Annotated in this window: 20 protein-coding genes and 1 pseudogene; 7 read left to right on the top strand and 14 right to left on the bottom strand. The window is 71.3% G+C overall.

Translation table 11 applies throughout. The annotated features are described in order from the left end of the window. Window positions 1-51 precede the first annotated feature (51 nt). Window positions 52-639: a TetR/AcrR family transcriptional regulator gene (locus tag ACZZ0J_RS16560; protein ID WP_463437736.1), complete on the top strand. Its 588-nt coding sequence runs from the start codon at window positions 52-54 to the stop codon at window positions 637-639. Between the two features lie 104 nt (window positions 640-743). Here the strand turns inward: ACZZ0J_RS16560 and ACZZ0J_RS16555 are convergent, their stop codons facing one another. From ACZZ0J_RS16555 to ACZZ0J_RS16495, 13 genes and pseudogenes are all read right to left on the bottom strand, one after another. Beyond that, window positions 744-1,247 carry a flavin reductase family protein gene (locus ACZZ0J_RS16555; RefSeq protein WP_463437735.1) on the bottom strand — a complete coding sequence of 168 codons (504 nt, stop codon included), beginning with the start codon at window positions 1,245-1,247 and terminating at the stop codon, window positions 744-746. Further along, window positions 1,207-2,970 (bottom strand): MDR family MFS transporter, encoded by a 1,764-nt coding sequence (locus ACZZ0J_RS16550; protein ID WP_463437734.1) that lies wholly within the window; start codon window positions 2,968-2,970, stop codon window positions 1,207-1,209. Before ACZZ0J_RS16550 ends, ACZZ0J_RS16555 begins: the two co-directional genes overlap by 41 nt. A 1-nt stretch (window position 2,971) precedes the next feature. After that, complete coding sequence (locus ACZZ0J_RS16545) at window positions 2,972-4,306, bottom strand: NtaA/DmoA family FMN-dependent monooxygenase (RefSeq protein WP_463437733.1); 1,335 nt, start codon at window positions 4,304-4,306, stop codon at window positions 2,972-2,974. Beyond that, a complete protein-coding gene (locus tag ACZZ0J_RS16540) occupies window positions 4,303-5,049 on the bottom strand; it encodes a cysteine hydrolase family protein (protein ID WP_463437732.1) in 747 nt (248 codons plus the stop codon). The genes ACZZ0J_RS16545 and ACZZ0J_RS16540 overlap by 4 nt, the downstream gene beginning before the upstream one ends. Next, window positions 5,046-5,588, bottom strand: coding sequence for an LLM class flavin-dependent oxidoreductase (locus ACZZ0J_RS16535; protein ID WP_463437731.1), 543 nt, complete (start codon window positions 5,586-5,588; stop codon window positions 5,046-5,048). The genes ACZZ0J_RS16540 and ACZZ0J_RS16535 overlap by 4 nt, the downstream gene beginning before the upstream one ends. A 74-nt stretch (window positions 5,589-5,662) precedes the next feature. After that, a pseudogene (locus ACZZ0J_RS16530) lies at window positions 5,663-6,058 on the bottom strand (LLM class flavin-dependent oxidoreductase); the annotation flags it as partial. 99 nt (window positions 6,059-6,157) lie between these two features. Next, window positions 6,158-7,309, bottom strand: a complete 1,152-nt coding sequence (locus ACZZ0J_RS16525; RefSeq protein WP_463437730.1) for an ABC transporter substrate-binding protein — start codon at window positions 7,307-7,309, stop codon at window positions 6,158-6,160. A gap of 193 nt (window positions 7,310-7,502) precedes the next feature. Then, entirely contained in the window at window positions 7,503-8,345 is an 843-nt protein-coding gene (locus tag ACZZ0J_RS16520) for an ABC transporter permease (RefSeq protein ID WP_173170619.1), read from the bottom strand. Window positions 8,346-8,358: 13 nt separating this feature from the next. Continuing rightward, entirely contained in the window at window positions 8,359-9,186 is an 828-nt protein-coding gene (locus ACZZ0J_RS16515; protein ID WP_214548524.1) for an ABC transporter ATP-binding protein, read from the bottom strand. 174 nt (window positions 9,187-9,360) lie between these two features. After that, a complete protein-coding gene (locus ACZZ0J_RS16510; RefSeq protein WP_214548523.1) occupies window positions 9,361-9,774 on the bottom strand; it encodes a hypothetical protein in 414 nt (137 codons plus the stop codon). A 44-nt stretch (window positions 9,775-9,818) separates the two neighbouring features. After that, the gene (locus ACZZ0J_RS16505; RefSeq protein ID WP_194648799.1) at window positions 9,819-10,241 is read right to left on the bottom strand and encodes a hypothetical protein; all 423 of its coding nucleotides are present in this window, start codon (window positions 10,239-10,241) and stop codon (window positions 9,819-9,821) included. Further along, entirely contained in the window at window positions 10,238-10,843 is a 606-nt protein-coding gene (locus tag ACZZ0J_RS16500; protein ID WP_194648798.1) for a nucleotidyltransferase domain-containing protein, read from the bottom strand. Before ACZZ0J_RS16500 ends, ACZZ0J_RS16505 begins: the two co-directional genes overlap by 4 nt. Window positions 10,844-10,916: 73 nt before the next feature. Continuing rightward, window positions 10,917-11,675 (bottom strand): SDR family NAD(P)-dependent oxidoreductase, encoded by a 759-nt coding sequence (locus ACZZ0J_RS16495; RefSeq protein ID WP_463437729.1) that lies wholly within the window; start codon window positions 11,673-11,675, stop codon window positions 10,917-10,919. A 68-nt stretch (window positions 11,676-11,743) separates the two neighbouring features. On the opposite strand from ACZZ0J_RS16495, the gene ACZZ0J_RS16490 reads away from it, so the two are divergent. From ACZZ0J_RS16490 to ACZZ0J_RS16480, 3 genes are all read left to right on the top strand, one after another. Beyond that, complete coding sequence (locus ACZZ0J_RS16490) at window positions 11,744-12,337, top strand: acyl-CoA-like ligand-binding transcription factor (RefSeq protein ID WP_463437728.1); 594 nt, start codon at window positions 11,744-11,746, stop codon at window positions 12,335-12,337. A 163-nt stretch (window positions 12,338-12,500) separates the two neighbouring features. Further along, the gene (locus ACZZ0J_RS16485) at window positions 12,501-12,914 is read left to right on the top strand and encodes a VOC family protein (RefSeq protein ID WP_463437727.1); all 414 of its coding nucleotides are present in this window, start codon (window positions 12,501-12,503) and stop codon (window positions 12,912-12,914) included. A 49-nt stretch (window positions 12,915-12,963) separates the two neighbouring features. Next, window positions 12,964-13,359 (top strand): arsenate reductase ArsC, encoded by a 396-nt coding sequence (locus tag ACZZ0J_RS16480; protein WP_463437726.1) that lies wholly within the window; start codon window positions 12,964-12,966, stop codon window positions 13,357-13,359. A gap of 4 nt (window positions 13,360-13,363) precedes the next feature. Here the strand turns inward: ACZZ0J_RS16480 and ACZZ0J_RS16475 are convergent, their stop codons facing one another. Then, a complete protein-coding gene (locus ACZZ0J_RS16475; RefSeq protein WP_402726258.1) occupies window positions 13,364-13,633 on the bottom strand; it encodes a hypothetical protein in 270 nt (89 codons plus the stop codon). Between the two features lie 98 nt (window positions 13,634-13,731). On the opposite strand from ACZZ0J_RS16475, the gene ACZZ0J_RS16470 reads away from it, so the two are divergent. The 3 genes from ACZZ0J_RS16470 (at window position 13,732) to ACZZ0J_RS16460 (ending at window position 16,032) form a co-directional block, all read left to right on the top strand. Next, the gene (locus tag ACZZ0J_RS16470) at window positions 13,732-14,604 is read left to right on the top strand and encodes a DUF808 domain-containing protein (protein ID WP_463437725.1); all 873 of its coding nucleotides are present in this window, start codon (window positions 13,732-13,734) and stop codon (window positions 14,602-14,604) included. A 37-nt stretch (window positions 14,605-14,641) separates the two neighbouring features. Then, on the top strand, window positions 14,642-15,283 hold the full coding sequence (locus tag ACZZ0J_RS16465; RefSeq protein WP_463437724.1) for a hypothetical protein: 642 nt from the start codon (window positions 14,642-14,644) through the stop codon (window positions 15,281-15,283). Window positions 15,284-15,567: 284 nt separating this feature from the next. Next, window positions 15,568-16,032, top strand: a complete 465-nt coding sequence (locus tag ACZZ0J_RS16460; protein WP_463437723.1) for a hypothetical protein — start codon at window positions 15,568-15,570, stop codon at window positions 16,030-16,032. The last annotated feature ends 46 nt before the right edge of the window (window positions 16,033-16,078 follow it).

Raw genomic sequence — 16,078 nt, 5'->3', positions numbered from 1 at the left:
TGCCCCTTTCCGGCACGGGCGGCCCACCAACCCCCACCACCAGGAGTCCACGTGATCACCACCCCGGCAGCTGCAGTGGCGACGGAGCCGTGCACCCTGCGGGAGCGCAAGAAGCAGCAGACCCGGCAGGCGCTGCACGACGCGGCCCTGACGCTGGTGTCAGCGCACGGGCTGGACGGCGTCACCATCGAGCAGATCTGCGCCGATGCCGACGTCTCGCCCCGCACCTTCTTCAACTACTTCTCGTCCAAGGCGCACGCCGCCCTCGGACTCGACTCGGTCGAGGTCCCGGAGACCTCCGCAGCATGGTTCACCGAGGCTCGTGGCGGCCTGGTCGACGACCTCTGCACCCTCGTCGCGGCGACCGTACCGCTGTCCCAGGACCGCCGACGGATGAAGGAGCTGCTGGTGCTCCGGCCCGAGATGTCCTCGATGGTGATGCAGTGGATGGCCGAGTCGCGCCAGTCCCTCCTGAGCGTCGTGGGCACCAGGACCGACGACCAGACCGCTCGCACGGCGGTGACGCTCGTGATGTCGGCGCTCAGCGAGGCCGCCCACCGCGACTCCGTGCGGAGCAACGACGAGCTCGCGGTGCGGCTCCGGGCCGTGGTGCGCGAGATGGCGGCGCTGGCCTCCTGAGGGGGTCGTGCCGCGTACCGAGTCGTTTCGGGCGTACCGGGTCGGAACTTCTGACCAGGTACGCCCGATTCCGCTTTCCATCGCACGCGTTCTGGGAAAGAACGTCAGGCGGTGGTGGCGCCTGCTGGCCGCCGCGCCGGTCGGTGCCAGACGAGCGCGGCGTTCGCGGAGTCGCGGGCGAACCGGAGCACCCGCAGCACCACGATGTCGTGGTCGCCCGCGCGGTGGACGGCCTCGACCGAGCACTCCAGCCACGAGTGCGCGCCGTCGAGCAGGATCGCTCCCGCCCCGGTGTCCGTGGACGGCACGCCGACCAGTCGCTGCGACCGATCGCGGGAGGCCAGCTGCCGGGTCTGCGCCGCGTGGCCCTCGGCGAGGACGGAGATGCCGAGCACCGGCGCCCCGGCCAGGTCCGGCCAGGTCGTCGACGAGTGCTGCACGGCGATGGTCGCGAGGGGCGGGTCGTACGAGACCCCGACGGTGAACGACGTCGCCACCATGACGACCGGCACGCCCTCGACCCGCGCGGCGATGGCGGCCACGACGGAGGGGACCTCGGCGATCGCCTCACGGATGTCGAGCGGGTCGTCGATGAAGTCGTGCTGCATGGTGGTTCCTTCGTTCAGGAGCGGGCGAGCAGGGTGCGGGCACGGCGCTCGTCGGCACGCATCGCGGCGACGAGGGCGTCCGGCCCGGGGAACGTGCGCTGCCGCCGGAGCCGACGGCCGACGGTGAGCTCGACAGGGTGCCGTACAGGTCGCCGTCGAAGTCGAGCACGTGGATCTCGACGGTGCGCGGCCGGTCGGCGAAGGTGCTGTTGCTGCCGATCGACACGAGCGCCTCACGGGCACCGGACCACGTCGGCGCGGTGAGCCAGCCGACGTAGACCCCGTCCGACGGAACAGCGCCCGCGTCGTCGGGCAGCAGGTTGGCGGTCGGGAACCCGAGCCCGTGCCCGACCCCGGCGCCGTGCACGACCGCGCCGGTCAGGACCACCGGTGCGCGACCCGGCAGGGACGCCGCCGCCACGAGTGCCCCGAGGGCCGCCAGCGCCAGGGCACCGAGGGCCACCGCGTCGGTCGACACCGCGAGCAGCACGGCGGTGACCGTGCTGCCCAGGACGGCACCGAGCTGCTTCACGGTGTTGAAGGTGCTCGACGCCGCACCGATGGTCGCCGGTCCGGCGCCGAGCACCGCCGCGAGCGAGAACGGCGACCAGACGAACGCGTTCGCGACCCCGAAGCCGGTGAACGCCGTCGCCACCGCCCAGAGGGGTGCGGCGGTCCCGATGAGCACGGCGGTCAGTGCCACCGAGACGACGAGCAGGACGGCGCCGATGGTCGCCGTCGCACGGGGGCCCGCGGTGTTCGTCGTGCGGCCGACGAACGGTGCGGCGGCCAAGCAGGCGACCCCCATCGGCACGAGCACGAGGGCCGCGGCCCCCGGCCCGAGACCACGCCCGTCCTGCAGGTCGAGCATGAGCGGGATCGGGGCAGAGCCGACGCAGAACGACGCGGCGGTCGCGCCCCACGAACCGGTCACGAACCCGCGGTCGCGGAACAACCCGAGCGGGACGAGCGCCAGGTCCCCCGCGCGGCGCTGCACCGTGAGCACCGCAGCGACGACGAGTGCGCCGAGCACCACCAGGCCGGCCCGCGGCAGGGGTGCGGCGAGGACGCCGTCGCCCGTGCCCTGGACCCCGACGACGACCGCGAACACCCCGGCGGTCACCCCGACGACGGCGAGCACCGGCAGGGGCACCGCGATGCGTCGGGACACCGGCACGAACCGGAGCACGGCGACGGCGGTGACGATGCCGACGGGCACGTTCACCAGGAAGACCGACGGCCACCCCCACGCCTCGACGAGCACGCCGCCGACGATCGGCCCGGCGACGGTCGCCGCACCGCCACCGGCGCTCCAGACGGCGAGCGCGACGGCGAGCCGGGGTGGTTCGAACAACGAGCGGATCACCGTCAGGCACTGGGGTGTGAGCAGCGCGGCACCGACGCCCTGCACGGCGCGCCAGACGATGAGCGCGCCGATGCCCGGTGCGAAGGCGCACCCGACCGACGCGACGGTGAACACCGCGAGCCCGAGCAGGTAGACCCGGCGGTGCCCGAAGCGGTCGCCGAGCCGTCCGGCGACGAGGAGCGGCACGGCGAACGCGAACAGGTAGGCGCTGTTCACCCAGACCGACAGCGACGCCTCGGTGCCGAGGTCGCTGCCGATGTCCGGCAGGGCGACGGACACGATCGTGCTGTCCAGCAGCAGCATGAAGAAGCCGAGGCAGAGCCCGCCGAGCGCGAGCCACCGACGGGCCGGGGTCACCTCACACCGCCAGGTTCTCGCGGAGCGTCGACCCCGGGTACCGCGGCGCCAGGGCACCTCGGGCACGCAGCTCCGGCACGAGCAGCTCGCTCAGGTCGGCGAACCCGGTGGGCATGCCGAGCGGGCTGGACAGCATGTAGCCGCCGCGTCCGCCGGTGGCCGCGAAGTTCTCCTGCAGGGCGTCGGCGACCCCGGCGGCGTCGCCGACCAGCATGTGGTCGAGGCCCGTCGCGGCACGCCAGCCGTGCTCGAAGAAGTCGTCGCGGTCCATGGTGTGGTCCTCGCCGAACTCGGCGACCAGGCTGCCGACCAGGCCGGCCGGGCTCGCCTGCGCGGCGACGATCTCGTCGCGCAGCTCGCCGAGGCGGAACGTCTCCGGGAGCGTGGAGAAGTCGTACCCGGCGTTGTGCGAGATGAAGGTGCCGACGGCCTCGCGGTTCCAGAACGACAGCAGCGAGTCACGGCGGGCGGCGGCCTCGGCGTCGGTGGCGCCGACGATGACCTGGGTCGCCCAGAGGATCCCGACGCCGGACGGGTCCCGACCGGCGTCGGTGAGCGCTGCGTCGAGGGCGTTCCGGTGCCGGAGCTGTCCGGCGACGCTCGACCCGAACCCGAACACCAGGTCGGCGAACGACGCACTGGCGGCGATGCCGCGCGGCGAGCTGCCGGCCTGCACGACGACGGGGTGCCGCTGCGGACTCGGGACGCTCGCGAGCGGGCCGCGCACCTTGAAGAAGCGGCCGTCGTGGTCGATCGGGTGCACCCCGGCCGGGTCGGCGAACCGCCCCGTCGCGCGGTCGCGGACGATCGCGTCGGGGGCGACGGAGTCCCAGAGCGCACGGCAGACGCCGATGAACTCCTCCATCCGTTCGTACCGCAGGTCGTGGTCGATCAGGTGGTCGGACCCGTAGTTCGCCGCGTCCGCGCCCCGCGACGAGGCGACGACGTTGAACGCCATCCGCCCGCCGGTGACGTGGTCGAGCGAGTTGAGCAGTCGGGCGACGGAGAAGGGGTGGGTGAACGTGGACGAGTAGGTGAGCCCGAACCCGATGTGCTCCGTGACGGTGGACATCGCGGCGATCACGGGCGACATGTCCTGCCGGGGCCACTGGATGCCCCACTCGACGGCCGGGTCGATGCTGCCGCGCCACGTGCTCGGCACACCGGACCCGTCGCCGAAGAACAGCATGTCGACGCCTGCGCGCTCGGCGGTCCTGGCGACCTCCATGTACATGCGGACGTCGGGGAAGTCCTGGCCGACCCAGCTGCCGGCGGCTGCCCACCGCCCCTCGGTGTGGGTGAAGGACAGGTCGTAGGCCAGGTGCATGCCGCTCATCGCGAACCCACCGGCGAAGCGGACGCAGCCGCAGACGCGGACGCAGCCGCAGCCGCAGATGCAGACCCGGACGCAGCATCAGCCGCGCGCCACAGCGCCACCGTCTCGTCGGCGTCGGTCACGACGCCCACGTTGAGGTCGATCAGCGTCAGTGCGGCGTCGTGCACGTCGGTGTCGTACGCGGCGGTGGCGTCCTGCGGGACCACCACAGGCCAGCCGAGCTGCATCGCGTCCTGTGCGGTGGCGAGGACGCAGCACTCGGTCGTGAGTCCCACGACGGTGACCCAGCCGATCCCTGCGGCGGTGAGCCGGGCCTCCAGGTCGGTGCCCAGGAACCCGCTGTAGCCGCGCTTGACGACGCGTGTCTCACCGGGGGCGGGCGCCGTTCGGTACCACTCGGCGCCCTCCGTGCCGATCCGGCACGGCTCGTCGTCCGGCATGGGTCCGGCCGGGTCGCCCCCGCGCAGCCACGTGCTGGAGCGCCACGGCCGCGCCGGGTCGCTGCCGAGTTCGACCCAGACGACGGGGACGCCCGCTGCGCGGGCCTCGTCGACGAGCGAGCCGATGCGGGTGACGGCGGCGTCCACGGCGACGGACGCGCGGTCGTCGAGTCCGTACGGCGCGATCCGCGCCGGCTCACCGAAGTCGCGCTGCACGTCGACGACGACGAGCGCCGGCGGGAGCGCTGATGACACCAACTGTGCGAGCCGCGGGTCGCGACCCGCGTCGAGTCCCCCGGTCACCGGACGACCGCCGCGTCGTGCTGGCGGAGCGCCGGCAGGACGGTCTCCCCGAACAGCACCATGTCCTGGTCGTACTCGGGGAAGATCAGCATCAGGCCGTCGAGCTCGCCCCGGTCGACGATGTACTCGATGTGCTCGGTGACGGTCTCGGCGGACCCGGCGACGTACGCGGTCTGGAACGCGTCCTCACCGGCAGCACCGTCCGCCCAGGCACGCGCCTGCTCGGCGGGGACGCCCCACGACGCCCGCATCGAGGCCAGTGCTTCGCGGTCGACGCCGGCACCCCACTCGCGCACCTTCCGCTGCGCGGCGGCGTCGGTCTCGCCCTGCACGACCGTGAGCATCGAGTAGGTGCGGCACTCGCGTCCCTCGGCGGCGGCACGGTCGTGGACGTCGCGGGACAGGTCGCGCATCTCGTCCAGGCTGTCCGCTGCCAGGAAGGCGCCGTCGGCGTGCTTCGCCTGGAACGCCCGGGCTGCCTCGGACTTGCCAGCGCTGATGATGGTCGGCCGCGATGCGGGGTGGGGCGGGACTCGCACGCGTCGAGGTCGAAGTACGGCGTGTGCATCGTCACGCTGTCCTCGGTCCACAGGCGCGTGACCGCCTCGGTCCAGAGCTCCGTCATCCGGTACCGGTCGGCGTGGCTGAGGGCCGCGTCCCAGATCCCGAACTGCTCGAACTCCGCCGCGTAGGCCCCGTTGACGATGTTCATGCCGGCCCGGCCGCCGGAGACGTCCTGCAGCGTCGTGTACATCTTCGCGGCGACCGCCGGGTTGTGGACGTTGGCGTGCATCGTCGCCCAGATCTTGACCCGCTCGGTGGCCTCGGCGATGCCGGCCATCATCGTCATCGATTCCAGGGAGCGGCCCCAGTGGTCGGTGGAGCCGCCGAAGCCGCGCCACTTCGCCATCGACATGACGAAGTCCAGGCCGATCGTCTCGGCGTGCAGCGCCGCCCGCTTGTTCCAGGCGTAGGTCGCCTCGGGGTGGGGTGCCGTGGTGGAGAGCATCCACCCGCCGTTGCCGATCGGGAGGAAGATCCCGTACTCCTTCGCGGGCATCTCACGCCGCCTTTCTGGTCGTTGCGGAACACTCGGTGACGAAGGGACTCACGGTGCCGGCCACACGGTCTCGCCGTCCTTCGTGATGGCGTCGATGTACTCGTTCGTGAACCAGCTCTTCGCGTCGTCGGCGGTCACGGAGCTCTTGACGATGTCGAACTGGTGCAGCATGTCGACGAGCTTCGTCACGTTCTCCGGGTCGATCCCGCCGAGGGGCTGGTCCGGCGTCGGGTTGTCCGCGATGACCTTCGTCTCGGTGGTCCAGATCTTGGTGTTCTGGGCGGTGTCGTAGGTGGCGCCGGACAGCTTCGCGGCGTACCCGACGCACTGCTTGGTCTTCGCCTCGCTCGCGGAGCAGAAGTCGTAGGCGTGCAGGGCTGCGCGCAGGACGTCCTCGACCGCGGTCGGGTGCGCCTTCGCGAAGGCGGGGTTCACGGCCATCGCGCCGATCGACGAGGGGATGTCGTAGTCGACGGGCTGCCAGACGGTGACGTCGTCACCGGCGGCCTTCAGCAGGTTCGGCTCGTTCGACACGAAGCCGGTCAGCGCCTCGAGGCCGTTCTGCTTGCGGGGCAGCACGGACGGGTCGTAGCCCTCCTTGACGAGCGTGAGGGAGTCCCACTCGACGCCGGCCTTCTCCATCATCGCCCGGACCGACGCGGGGACGTAGCCCTTGTGGCCGACGACCTGGCCGTCGAGCTGCGGCAGCTTCGTGATGTCCTTGTTCGTCATCAGGACGTCGAGGCCGGCGTTCGAGTACGACGAGATCCCGGTGATGTCGATGCCGTTCGCGCGGGCCTGGATGAGGTCCTGCTCGGCGACGGCAGACACGGTGGCCTGGCCGCTGGCGAGGAGCTTCGTGTTCTGGGCGGTGTCGCCCGAGCCCGGCTTGAGGGTCACGTCGAGGCAGAGGTCCTTGAAGTAGCCGAGCTCGTCCGCCGCGATGTACTCGAGGATCGACGCCGACGACTGGTACTGGTAGCCGGACAGGTAGGTGATCTTGCCGGCGTCCTGGTTCTCCTTGCACCGCTCGGCCGAGATTGCGCTGCCCTCGGACGAGGTGGTGCCGGCGCTCGAGCCGGTGCTGCAGCCGGTGAGCGCGAGGGCGACGACGGCGGTGGCGAGGGCCGCGAGTGCGGCCTTGGTGCGGTGCGTGGTGCTGTGCTGCATGGTGCTGTGCTGCATGGTGCTGTGCTGCATGGTCACTCCTGTGGGAAGGGATGGGTGGTGCAGGGCGGGTGCGGGTGCAGGTGGTGCGGGTGGGTCTGTGGGGTCGGTGGGTCGCCTGACGTCGGCCTGGAGGCGCGGCTGACGTCGCGCGGGCAGGCTCGCGCCGGCGGGTGGTGCGGCAGGGCCGCGGGGCGGCCGCGGGGTGCGGCAGGCAGACCGCGCGTCAGTCGTTCGCGGTGCGGTGCCAGTGCAGGACGCGCCGCTCGACGAGCGTGATGAGTCCGAGCAGGACCACGCCCATCACCGCGAGGATCGCGATCGCCGCGTAGACGACGTCGAGCTGGTTCATCGACGACGCCGTGCTGATCACGGTGCCGAGGCCGCCGGTGGAACCCGAGGCGGAGAGCTCCGCGACGACCGCGCCGATGATCGACAGCGGGAACACGATCCGCAGCGCTGCGAACACGAACGGCAGGGCGTTCGGGATCCGCAGGTGCACGAGCATCTCGAACCGGGAGGCATCGATCGTCTTGTACACCTGCAGCACGGGCTGCGGCACGGACCGGAGGCCCGCGGCGGTGTTGATCAGGATCGGGAAGAAGCAGATGAGTGCCGTGATGACGAGCTTCGGCAGCGGCCCGAACCCGAACGCCACCACCAGGGCCGGAGCGATCGCGACGAGGGGCGTGACGTTCAGCACGATGGCGATCGGCATGACCGCACGGCGGACGATCGGCAGCTCACTCGTCAGCACCGCGAGCACGAAGGCGGCGAGGAACCCGATGGCCAGGCCGACGAGCGACTCCGCCAGGGTGATGCCGGCGTTCTGCAGGTAGTAGGGCAGCTGTGTGGCGAGGGTCTCCCCCACCGCGGGCAACGGCGGCAGCAGGTACGGCATCGCCGTCGCGCCGATCTGCCAGAGCACCGCCAGGACGGCGAGCATCACGACGAGGGGCAACCAGACGGTCGGTCGGAGCCAACCGGGCACCGGTCGGCGCGCGGTGCGTCGTTCGGCGTCGGCCGTGGTGGCGGTCGCGGCGGGCGTGGAGGTGGTGGTGGCGCTCATGGTCCCGTCTCCCTCAGGCCGCATCGGTCATGCGCCAGGCGCTGTGCAACCGGGTCCGGACCAGGTCTTCGTACTCGTGGAACCGCTGTTCCTCGAACAATCGCTGGTTGCGTGGGCGGGGCAGGTCGATGTCGATGACGTCGACGATCCGGCCGGGGCGCGGCGCCATCACGACGACGGTGTCCGACATCCGGACGGCCTCGGACACCGAGTGCGTCACGAAGAGCACCGTCGTGCGCAGCTCGTCCCACAGGTCGAGCAGCTGGTCCTGCAGGCTCTCGCGGGTGAACTCGTCGAGCGCCGAGAACGGCTCGTCCATCAGCAGGACGTCGGGGCGCAGGCCGAAGGCCCGGACGATCGCGGCACGCTGCTGCATGCCGCCGGACAGCTGCGCGGGGAGCTTGTCCATCGCCTCGCCGAGCCCCGCCATGCGCAGGAGTTCGCGCATGTCCGGGCCGGTGCCGGTCGTGCGCTCCTCGAGGTCCTCGATGGCCGCGCGGCGACGACCGGCACCCGGGTTCACGCGCCCGGCGAGCGACACGTTCTGCAGCACGGTGAGCCAGGGCAGCAGCGCCGGTGCCTGGGGCACGAGTCCGATGAGCTTCGCCGCGCAGGCCTGGGCCGGCGTGACACCGTGCACCCGGACGTCACCGCGGTCGGCGGGCTCGAGCCCGGCCACCAGGCGGAGCAGCGTCGACTTCCCGCAGCCGCTCGGGCCGATGAGCGACACGAACTTCCCGGGTTCGATCGTCAGGCGGGCGTCGTCGAGCGCGACCATGGCGCTCGGGCCGCTGCCGTAGACCTTGCGCACCGCGTCCACGCGGACCGCTGATGTGGTCATCCGTTCCTCCATACCGTCGGCGAGCACGCAGGCTCGGTCTCGTATGGCGGAGAGCGTGCGTCGCGAGCTCGGGTTGGTCTGCGACGCGGAAATCCGCTGCTGGTGACGAGGTTAGGACGCCCGTGTTACGGAGTCGGACCACATGTGTTGCGAACGTGTGAACGAGTGCGCGGCTCAGCGCGGCGAGGGCACCGTGGTCTGCCCGTCCCAGACGAGCACCTCGACGCCGAGGTCCTCGGCGGCCACCGCCACCCACCCCGCCAGCGCCCTCGCCGCGGGTTCGGCGACGACGAGCACGGCCCGTTCCACGCCGGGGACCGACCGCCGCAGCCACAGCAGCTTGAACAGGTCCGCCATCACCTTGTTCCGCCAGGCGGGCTTGTAGGCGCCCTGGTTCGCGACGAGCTGCACGACGACGCGGTCGGCGTCGTCGATGCCCTCGACCTCGACCCGGGCGCGGTCGAGCACGACGGTGCGCGGGCGGAGGACGACGCCGAGGGCGGTGCCGGTGTGCTCGAGCATCCGGCGTTCGACGGAGTCGGGGGCGAACCGGCCCCACTCGGAGCGCGCGACGGGGACCTCGGTCATGTCGGCAGTGTAGGCGGGCCAGCCGCTCCGGATCGACCGGCGCATCAGACCGACCGCGCGGCCGCCTCGAGGGCCTCGGCCGCCTCCCCGGCGCGCACGATGTCGCCGTCGCTGACCGACCGCGCGTTGTACTCGGCTTTGGTCTTCACCGCCAACAGCACTTCGAGGTGCTTCGCGACCGACTGTCCAGCAGCCGCACGCAGCACGGGTACCGCTTCGTCGTGTGCTCCCGATCGCGAGTACTTGCCGGTCCGAGCGACGCAGATCGCGTCAGCCGCGGCGATGCCGCTGAGGACGCACTGCGTGACGAACGCGTTCGCGAACTGCGATCCGGCGCTGAAGACCCCTGCGTCACCGCCGAGCGCGCGGAGGACCTCTGCAGCTTCGAGGAACTCCGTCGCCTTGGCGAGCCGGCCCCTCCGGAACGACTCGTCGCCCGGTGCGGTGGTGCCGGTTCGCGGGGTCATCCAGTCAGGGTACGGAGCTTGCGGGACAGCCATCGACCATCGCCTGCGATGGGAATTCCGTCCCGAGCAACCGATGCGAGGAGCGGGTCGGTGCCATCGATCTCGTCCTCGTCGAAGACGACCGGCCGCACGGCGTTCCCGGTCCACCGCCCGGCCGTTCGGCACAACGCGTGGATCTGGTCCTCTGCCTCCGCACGTCGGCCGTGCTCGACGATGAAGCAGACATCGAGGTCGCTGTCTGGCCGCATCTCACCACGGGCGCCGGAACCGAAGAGCGCGGCGTACCGGAGGGGGATCGATCGACAGCCCGATCGGAATCGTTCGAGGAGCGCGCGCCGGAGAGAGGCCAGAGCGGTGATCGCATCGGCGGCGAGGTGTTCCCGGTTCAGGCTGAACGACTTCGTCCGTCCGGTCCGGTGCCCGTCGACGACACCCTGCTCGACCAGCCGATCCGCGCTGTTCCGGACCCCGGCGTACGACCGGTCCGGCACCAGGCTGCAGATGTCCGCGATCGTCATCGGTCCTGGCGCTCGTGCCAACACGGCGAGCACATCGCCGTCCACGGAGGTGGTCACCGTCGCGAAGGGGGACTGCAACTGCATCGGAACCTCCGATCGGATACGAGTAGAAATCTACCACTTCTAGTAGATTTCTACTCGTATCTGAGCATCTTCGTCAGACGACCGACCACCCACCGTCGCTCGGCAGCACGGCGCCGTTCACGTTGGCGGAGTCGTCGCTGAGCAGCCAGGTGATGGCCGCGGCGAGCTGCTCCGGCTGCGCGACCGGCGGGATCGCGACCTGCATGATGGGGCCGACCCGGCTGGCGGCGTACTCGCTGCGCATCGGCGCCTCGATGTTCGTCGCGACCGCACCCGGCGCGACCGCGTTGGCCCGGATGCCCTGCGGCCCGTGGAAGAACGCCACGCTCTTGGTGAACCCGGCGATCGCGTGCTTCGACGCCGTGTAGGCGGCACCCGCTGCGGAGGCGCGGAGTGCGGCCTCGGACGCGACGTTCACGACGGCGCCGCGGCCGGCGGCGATCATGTGCGGCAGGACGGCGCGGGTGAGGCGCATCGGTCCGGTGACGTTGACGCTGAAGACGCGGTCCCAGGTGGCGTCGTCGACCTCGCTCGGCGGCAGGAAGGCGTCCATGATGCCGGCGACGTTCGCCAGTCCGTCGATGCGATCGCCCGCGGCCGCGATGAGTGCATCGATGGTCTCGGTCGCGGCGACGTCGCCGATGACGGTCTCGAGTTCGAGGCCCTCGAGTTCGGAGCGGAGCGCGTCGAGGCGTTCGGCGACGACGTCGGTCGCGATCACCCGCCCGCCCTCGTTCGCGATGCGCGTCGCCGTGGCGCGTCCGATGCCGGAACCCGCCCCGGTGACGATGATGGTCCTGCCGGTGAAACGTCCGGCGGTGGTGTCGGTCATGTCGTCTCCTCACTGAGAGGCGCTCGCTGCGCCACGATGGTTATAGCACTCAGTGCCGAAAGGACTCCATGCGCCCGACGAGCGACCGGCCGACGAGCGATCGACCGACGGGACGCCCCCGCACGATCGACCCGGACGCGGTGTCCCTCGTGGCGCTGCGGCTGTTCGACGAGCAGGGCTTCGACGCCGTGTCGATGGCGGACGTCGCGACAGCAGCCGGCGTGAGCCGCCGGTCGTTGTTCCGGCTGTTCCCGAACAAGGCGGCGCTCGTCTGGGGCGGGCTCGACGAGTTCGCCTCGCGGTTCGGTGACGCACTCCGGCAGCGGCCGTCCACCGAGTCGTCGTCGGTCGCCCTCCGCGCGGCGTACCGGATCGGCGCGACCTTCCCCGACGACGCCGTCGAGGTCACCCGCCACCGACTGCGTGTCATCCGCGCCAACCCCTCGCTCGAGCACGTCGGCGCGGCCACGGTCACGACCCTGACCGACGCGATCGTCCGGTTCGTGGCCGAGCGGGACGGCGCGACGCCCGACGACCTCGCAGTGTCGGTGCGCGCGCACGCCCTGGCTGCCGCGGCGAGCGCGGCCCTCACCTGGTGGGCGCTGCACGGCGACGGCCGACCGGAGGACGTCGTGGACCGCGCACTCGCCCTGCTCGCCTGAGACGCGCCCTGGTCGCGACCACCGGACGGACGGGAGGCCCGTGGCGGGCGCGCCACGGGCCTCCCGTCCGACACCCGGCCGGGCTCAGCCCATCGCGCGCTTCCCACGGACGTCGCGACAGCGCGTCGATGCGCGCGCCGTCGTCCGGCGGTATCGTCCGGGCATGAACGCCACCGGACCGTCGCCGTACTTCCAGTTCGCCGGAACCGCCAGGCAGGCCCTCGAGCACTGGCGAGGGGTCTTCGGCGGCGAGGTCCAGATCGCGACCTACGCCGACTTCTCACGGACCGACGGTCCCGCCGACGCGGTCGCCCACGGGCAGCTCACCGGCGGGCTGCAGCTCTTCGCCGCCGACGCGAGCGAGACCGACGAGCCGTTCGCAGCGACCGGCCTGCTGTTCTCGCTCCTCGGGGCCGACGAACCCGACGTCCTGCGGCGCTGGTTCGACGCGCTCGCCGAAGGGGGCACGGTCGTCGACGCCCTGCAGCAACGGCCGTGGGGTGACTGGGACGGCACCGTGCGGGACGCGTTCGGCGTCACGTGGCTGATCGGGTTCGAGGCGTCAGCGCTGGGATGACGGGCGCCCTCGCTGGCATGACGGGCGCCCTCGCTGGGATGATGGGCGCATGACCGATCGCCCCGCCGTCCTGTTCGTGTGCGTCCACAACGCCGGACGCTCCCAGATGGCCGCGGGGTGGCTGCAGCACCTCGCCGGTGACCGCGTCCGGGTGTTCTCCGCCGGCAGCGAGCCCGCCGACCAGGTCAACTCCGTCGCCGTGCAGGCCATGGCCGAGCAGGGCATCGACATCGCCGGCGCCCGACCGGCAGTGCTCGAGACCGAGACCGTGCGCGAGTCGGACGTCGTCGTCACCATGGGCTGCGGGGACGCCTGCCCGGTGTTCCCCGGCAAGCGCTACGAGGACTGGGACCTCGCCGACCCGGCCGGGCTGGGGATCGAGCAGGTCCGCCCGATCCGCGACGACATCCGGATGCGGGTCGAGCGGTTGATCGCGTCCCTGTAGTCGGCTACTGCTGGTCGGACGGCAGCAGCGGCGCCCAGAGGGCATCCGGGCCGTCAGCCTGCACGGCGTCGCGCTCGAACCGGAAGCCGTAGTCGCGCACGAAGTCGAGTGCGGCGGCCTGCTCGTCCTCGGCGTCGTCGTGCGCGGCGTCGAACAGGTACACGCCGTGCCCCATCTTCACGCCCGAGTCGCTGATCACCGTGAGGTCCCAACGCCCTTCCTCGGCGCGTTCGATCCGCACGACGGCGGCCTGTGCAGCGGTGAAGTCAGCCATGCCGTCAGCCTACGGACGGCGCCCCGGCGGCGTTCAGGGTCCGCCGCGCCCACTACGCTGAGCACCGTCACAGGCCCGGACGAGCGGAGAACGAAGTCATGTCAGTCGGATTGCTCGCCGTGGTGGACGACATCCTCTCCGCGGCCCTGAAGGCGAGTGCGAAGACCGCCGGTGTCGTCATCGACGACGCCGCGGTCACCCCGCAGTACGTGCAGGGACTCGCGCCGGCCCGGGAGCTGCCGGTCGTCGGGCGCATCGCGCTCGGCAGCCTGTTCAACAAGTTCATCATCATCATCCCGCTGGCGCTGCTCCTCACCGCGTTCGCGCCCTGGGTGCTGCCGTACCTCCTGCTCATCGGCGGGACGTACCTGTGCTTCGAGGGCGCGGAGAAGGTCACCGAGTGGTTCGGCGTCCACCACGGCACAGGCAGCACCGACTCGGTCACCGAACCGAAGCTCGTGTTCGGCGCCATCCGGACCGACCTCATCCTGAGCACCGAGATCATGCTCATCGCCCTGGCCGGTCTCGACCCCGACCTCGGGCTCTGGCCGACACTTGGTGCACTCATCGTGATCGGGCTCGTCATGACCGCGGTCGTCTACGGCGCGGTGGCCTTGCTGGTGAAGATCGACGACGTCGGTCTGCAGATGATGAAGAACTCGGTCCGCAGGACCCGTCGCACAGGAGCGCGGATCGTGCGGGCGATGCCGACGGTCTTCCGGGTCATCAGCGTCATCGGCACCGTGGCCATGCTCTGGGTCGGCGGGCACCTGGTCATCGCGAACCTCGCCGAGACCTTCTGGCACGGCCCGTACGACCTGCTGCACACGATCGAGCACGCGATCGAGGCCACGGGGCCGGTCATCACGTGGATCGTCGACACCGCGGTCTCGGCGGTCGCCGGCGTCGTCCTCGGCATGGTCGTCGTGGCGATCGTCCTCGGCATCGGTCGCCTCCGCGGGAAGCACTGACTTACACTTCTGTTCCGCCATCGGTACACTTGTGTACATGGCTGAGGAGAGTGTCGCCGAGTTCGCGGTCCGCGCGGGGTTGTCACCGCGACGCGTCCGGGCGCTGATCGAAGGGGGATCGATCCGAGCACGCCAGGTCGGCGGCCAGTGGCTCGTCGACCAATCGTCGGAGCATCGTCCTGCCGCGAGTCGACCGCTCGGTGCACGGATGCGCAGCAACCTGCTGGCCTCGCTCTCCGGTCAGCCGATCGATGGCCTCTCCGCGCCGGAGCGGGTCCGTCTTCGCCGCTACCGGGACGAACTCGTTCGGAGCGCCGAACCGGACCGCATGCTCGGAGCCTGGATCCGCCCGGTCCCTGCACTTCGTCTCCGAGTGGCCGATGCCGACCTCGAGGACCTCGCCGCCGACCGTCGCCTGGTGAAGTCGGGCTTCAGCGATCCCCGCTCGGAGATCGCCGCGGCGGGGCAGCTCGAGGCTCGAGTCGCGGCCAGCGACGCCGATGCGCTCCGGCGTGACTACCTCCTCCGCCCCTCCGACCAGCCCAATGTCCTGTTGCACGTCTCTGAGCAGAGACCCCCGTCTCCGCTTCCGCTCGGGTTGCTCTTGGTCGACCTCGCGGTGCACGACGGAATCCGCGAACGGTCCCGGGTCGCGGCACTCCTCCAGGCCGCGTCGTGACGATCGTCGCACCGGCCATGACGTCGGCCCAGGCAGCAGCGTGGCACGCGCTGTTCCAGGTCCACGAACGCCACCCGAGTGGATGGGCGCTCGTCTGCGGGCAGATGGTGCATTCGTTGTGCTGGGAGCGAGGCGCCGTTCCGCCCCGGCCAACGCAAGACGCAGACGCCGTGCTCGACGTCCGCGCATGACCGCGAGTCCTCCACGACTTCACCGCCGTGCTCAGCGCGCTGGGGTTCGAGTCTGCCGGCGAAGCACCGCCCGTGCTCGAGGGGACACGTGGCGTGCAACACCGATGGCTGAAGGGCGACGCCCAGATCGACGTCCTCATCCCACGCTTCCTCGGCGAACGAGCGGTCAACCGGGTCGGCGTGACGGGTGGTCGGACGATCGCAGCGCCGGGCGGTCAAGGGGCACTCGACCGATCGGAGACGATCGACGTCGAGGTCTCGGGCCGGACCGGGCGTGTGAACCGACCGGCCCTGCAGGGAGCACTGGTCGCCAAGGCATCCGCGCTCCTCATCGGCGAAGGAGCACGTGCGGACCGACACCTGAACGACCTCGCGATCCTCGCGTCGCTCGTCACCAGGCGGGACAGGGTGGGCGAGCGCCTCACCAGGACCGAAGTCGTTCGCGTCCGCTCCGCGCTCGGACTGGTCCTCGACCGCCCGCCGCTCCACCTGAGTGTCGGCGTGGACGCGGCGACGGTGACGGTCGTGCGGGAGCAGTTCGTCATCGGACCGCACTGACACGAGTCGGAACACGAGTGTTCCGACGGACCACTCGTCGATCGAC

Source organism: Curtobacterium sp. AC272, from assembly GCF_979258155.1.
This window is presented reverse-complemented; position numbering and strand designations above follow the sequence as displayed.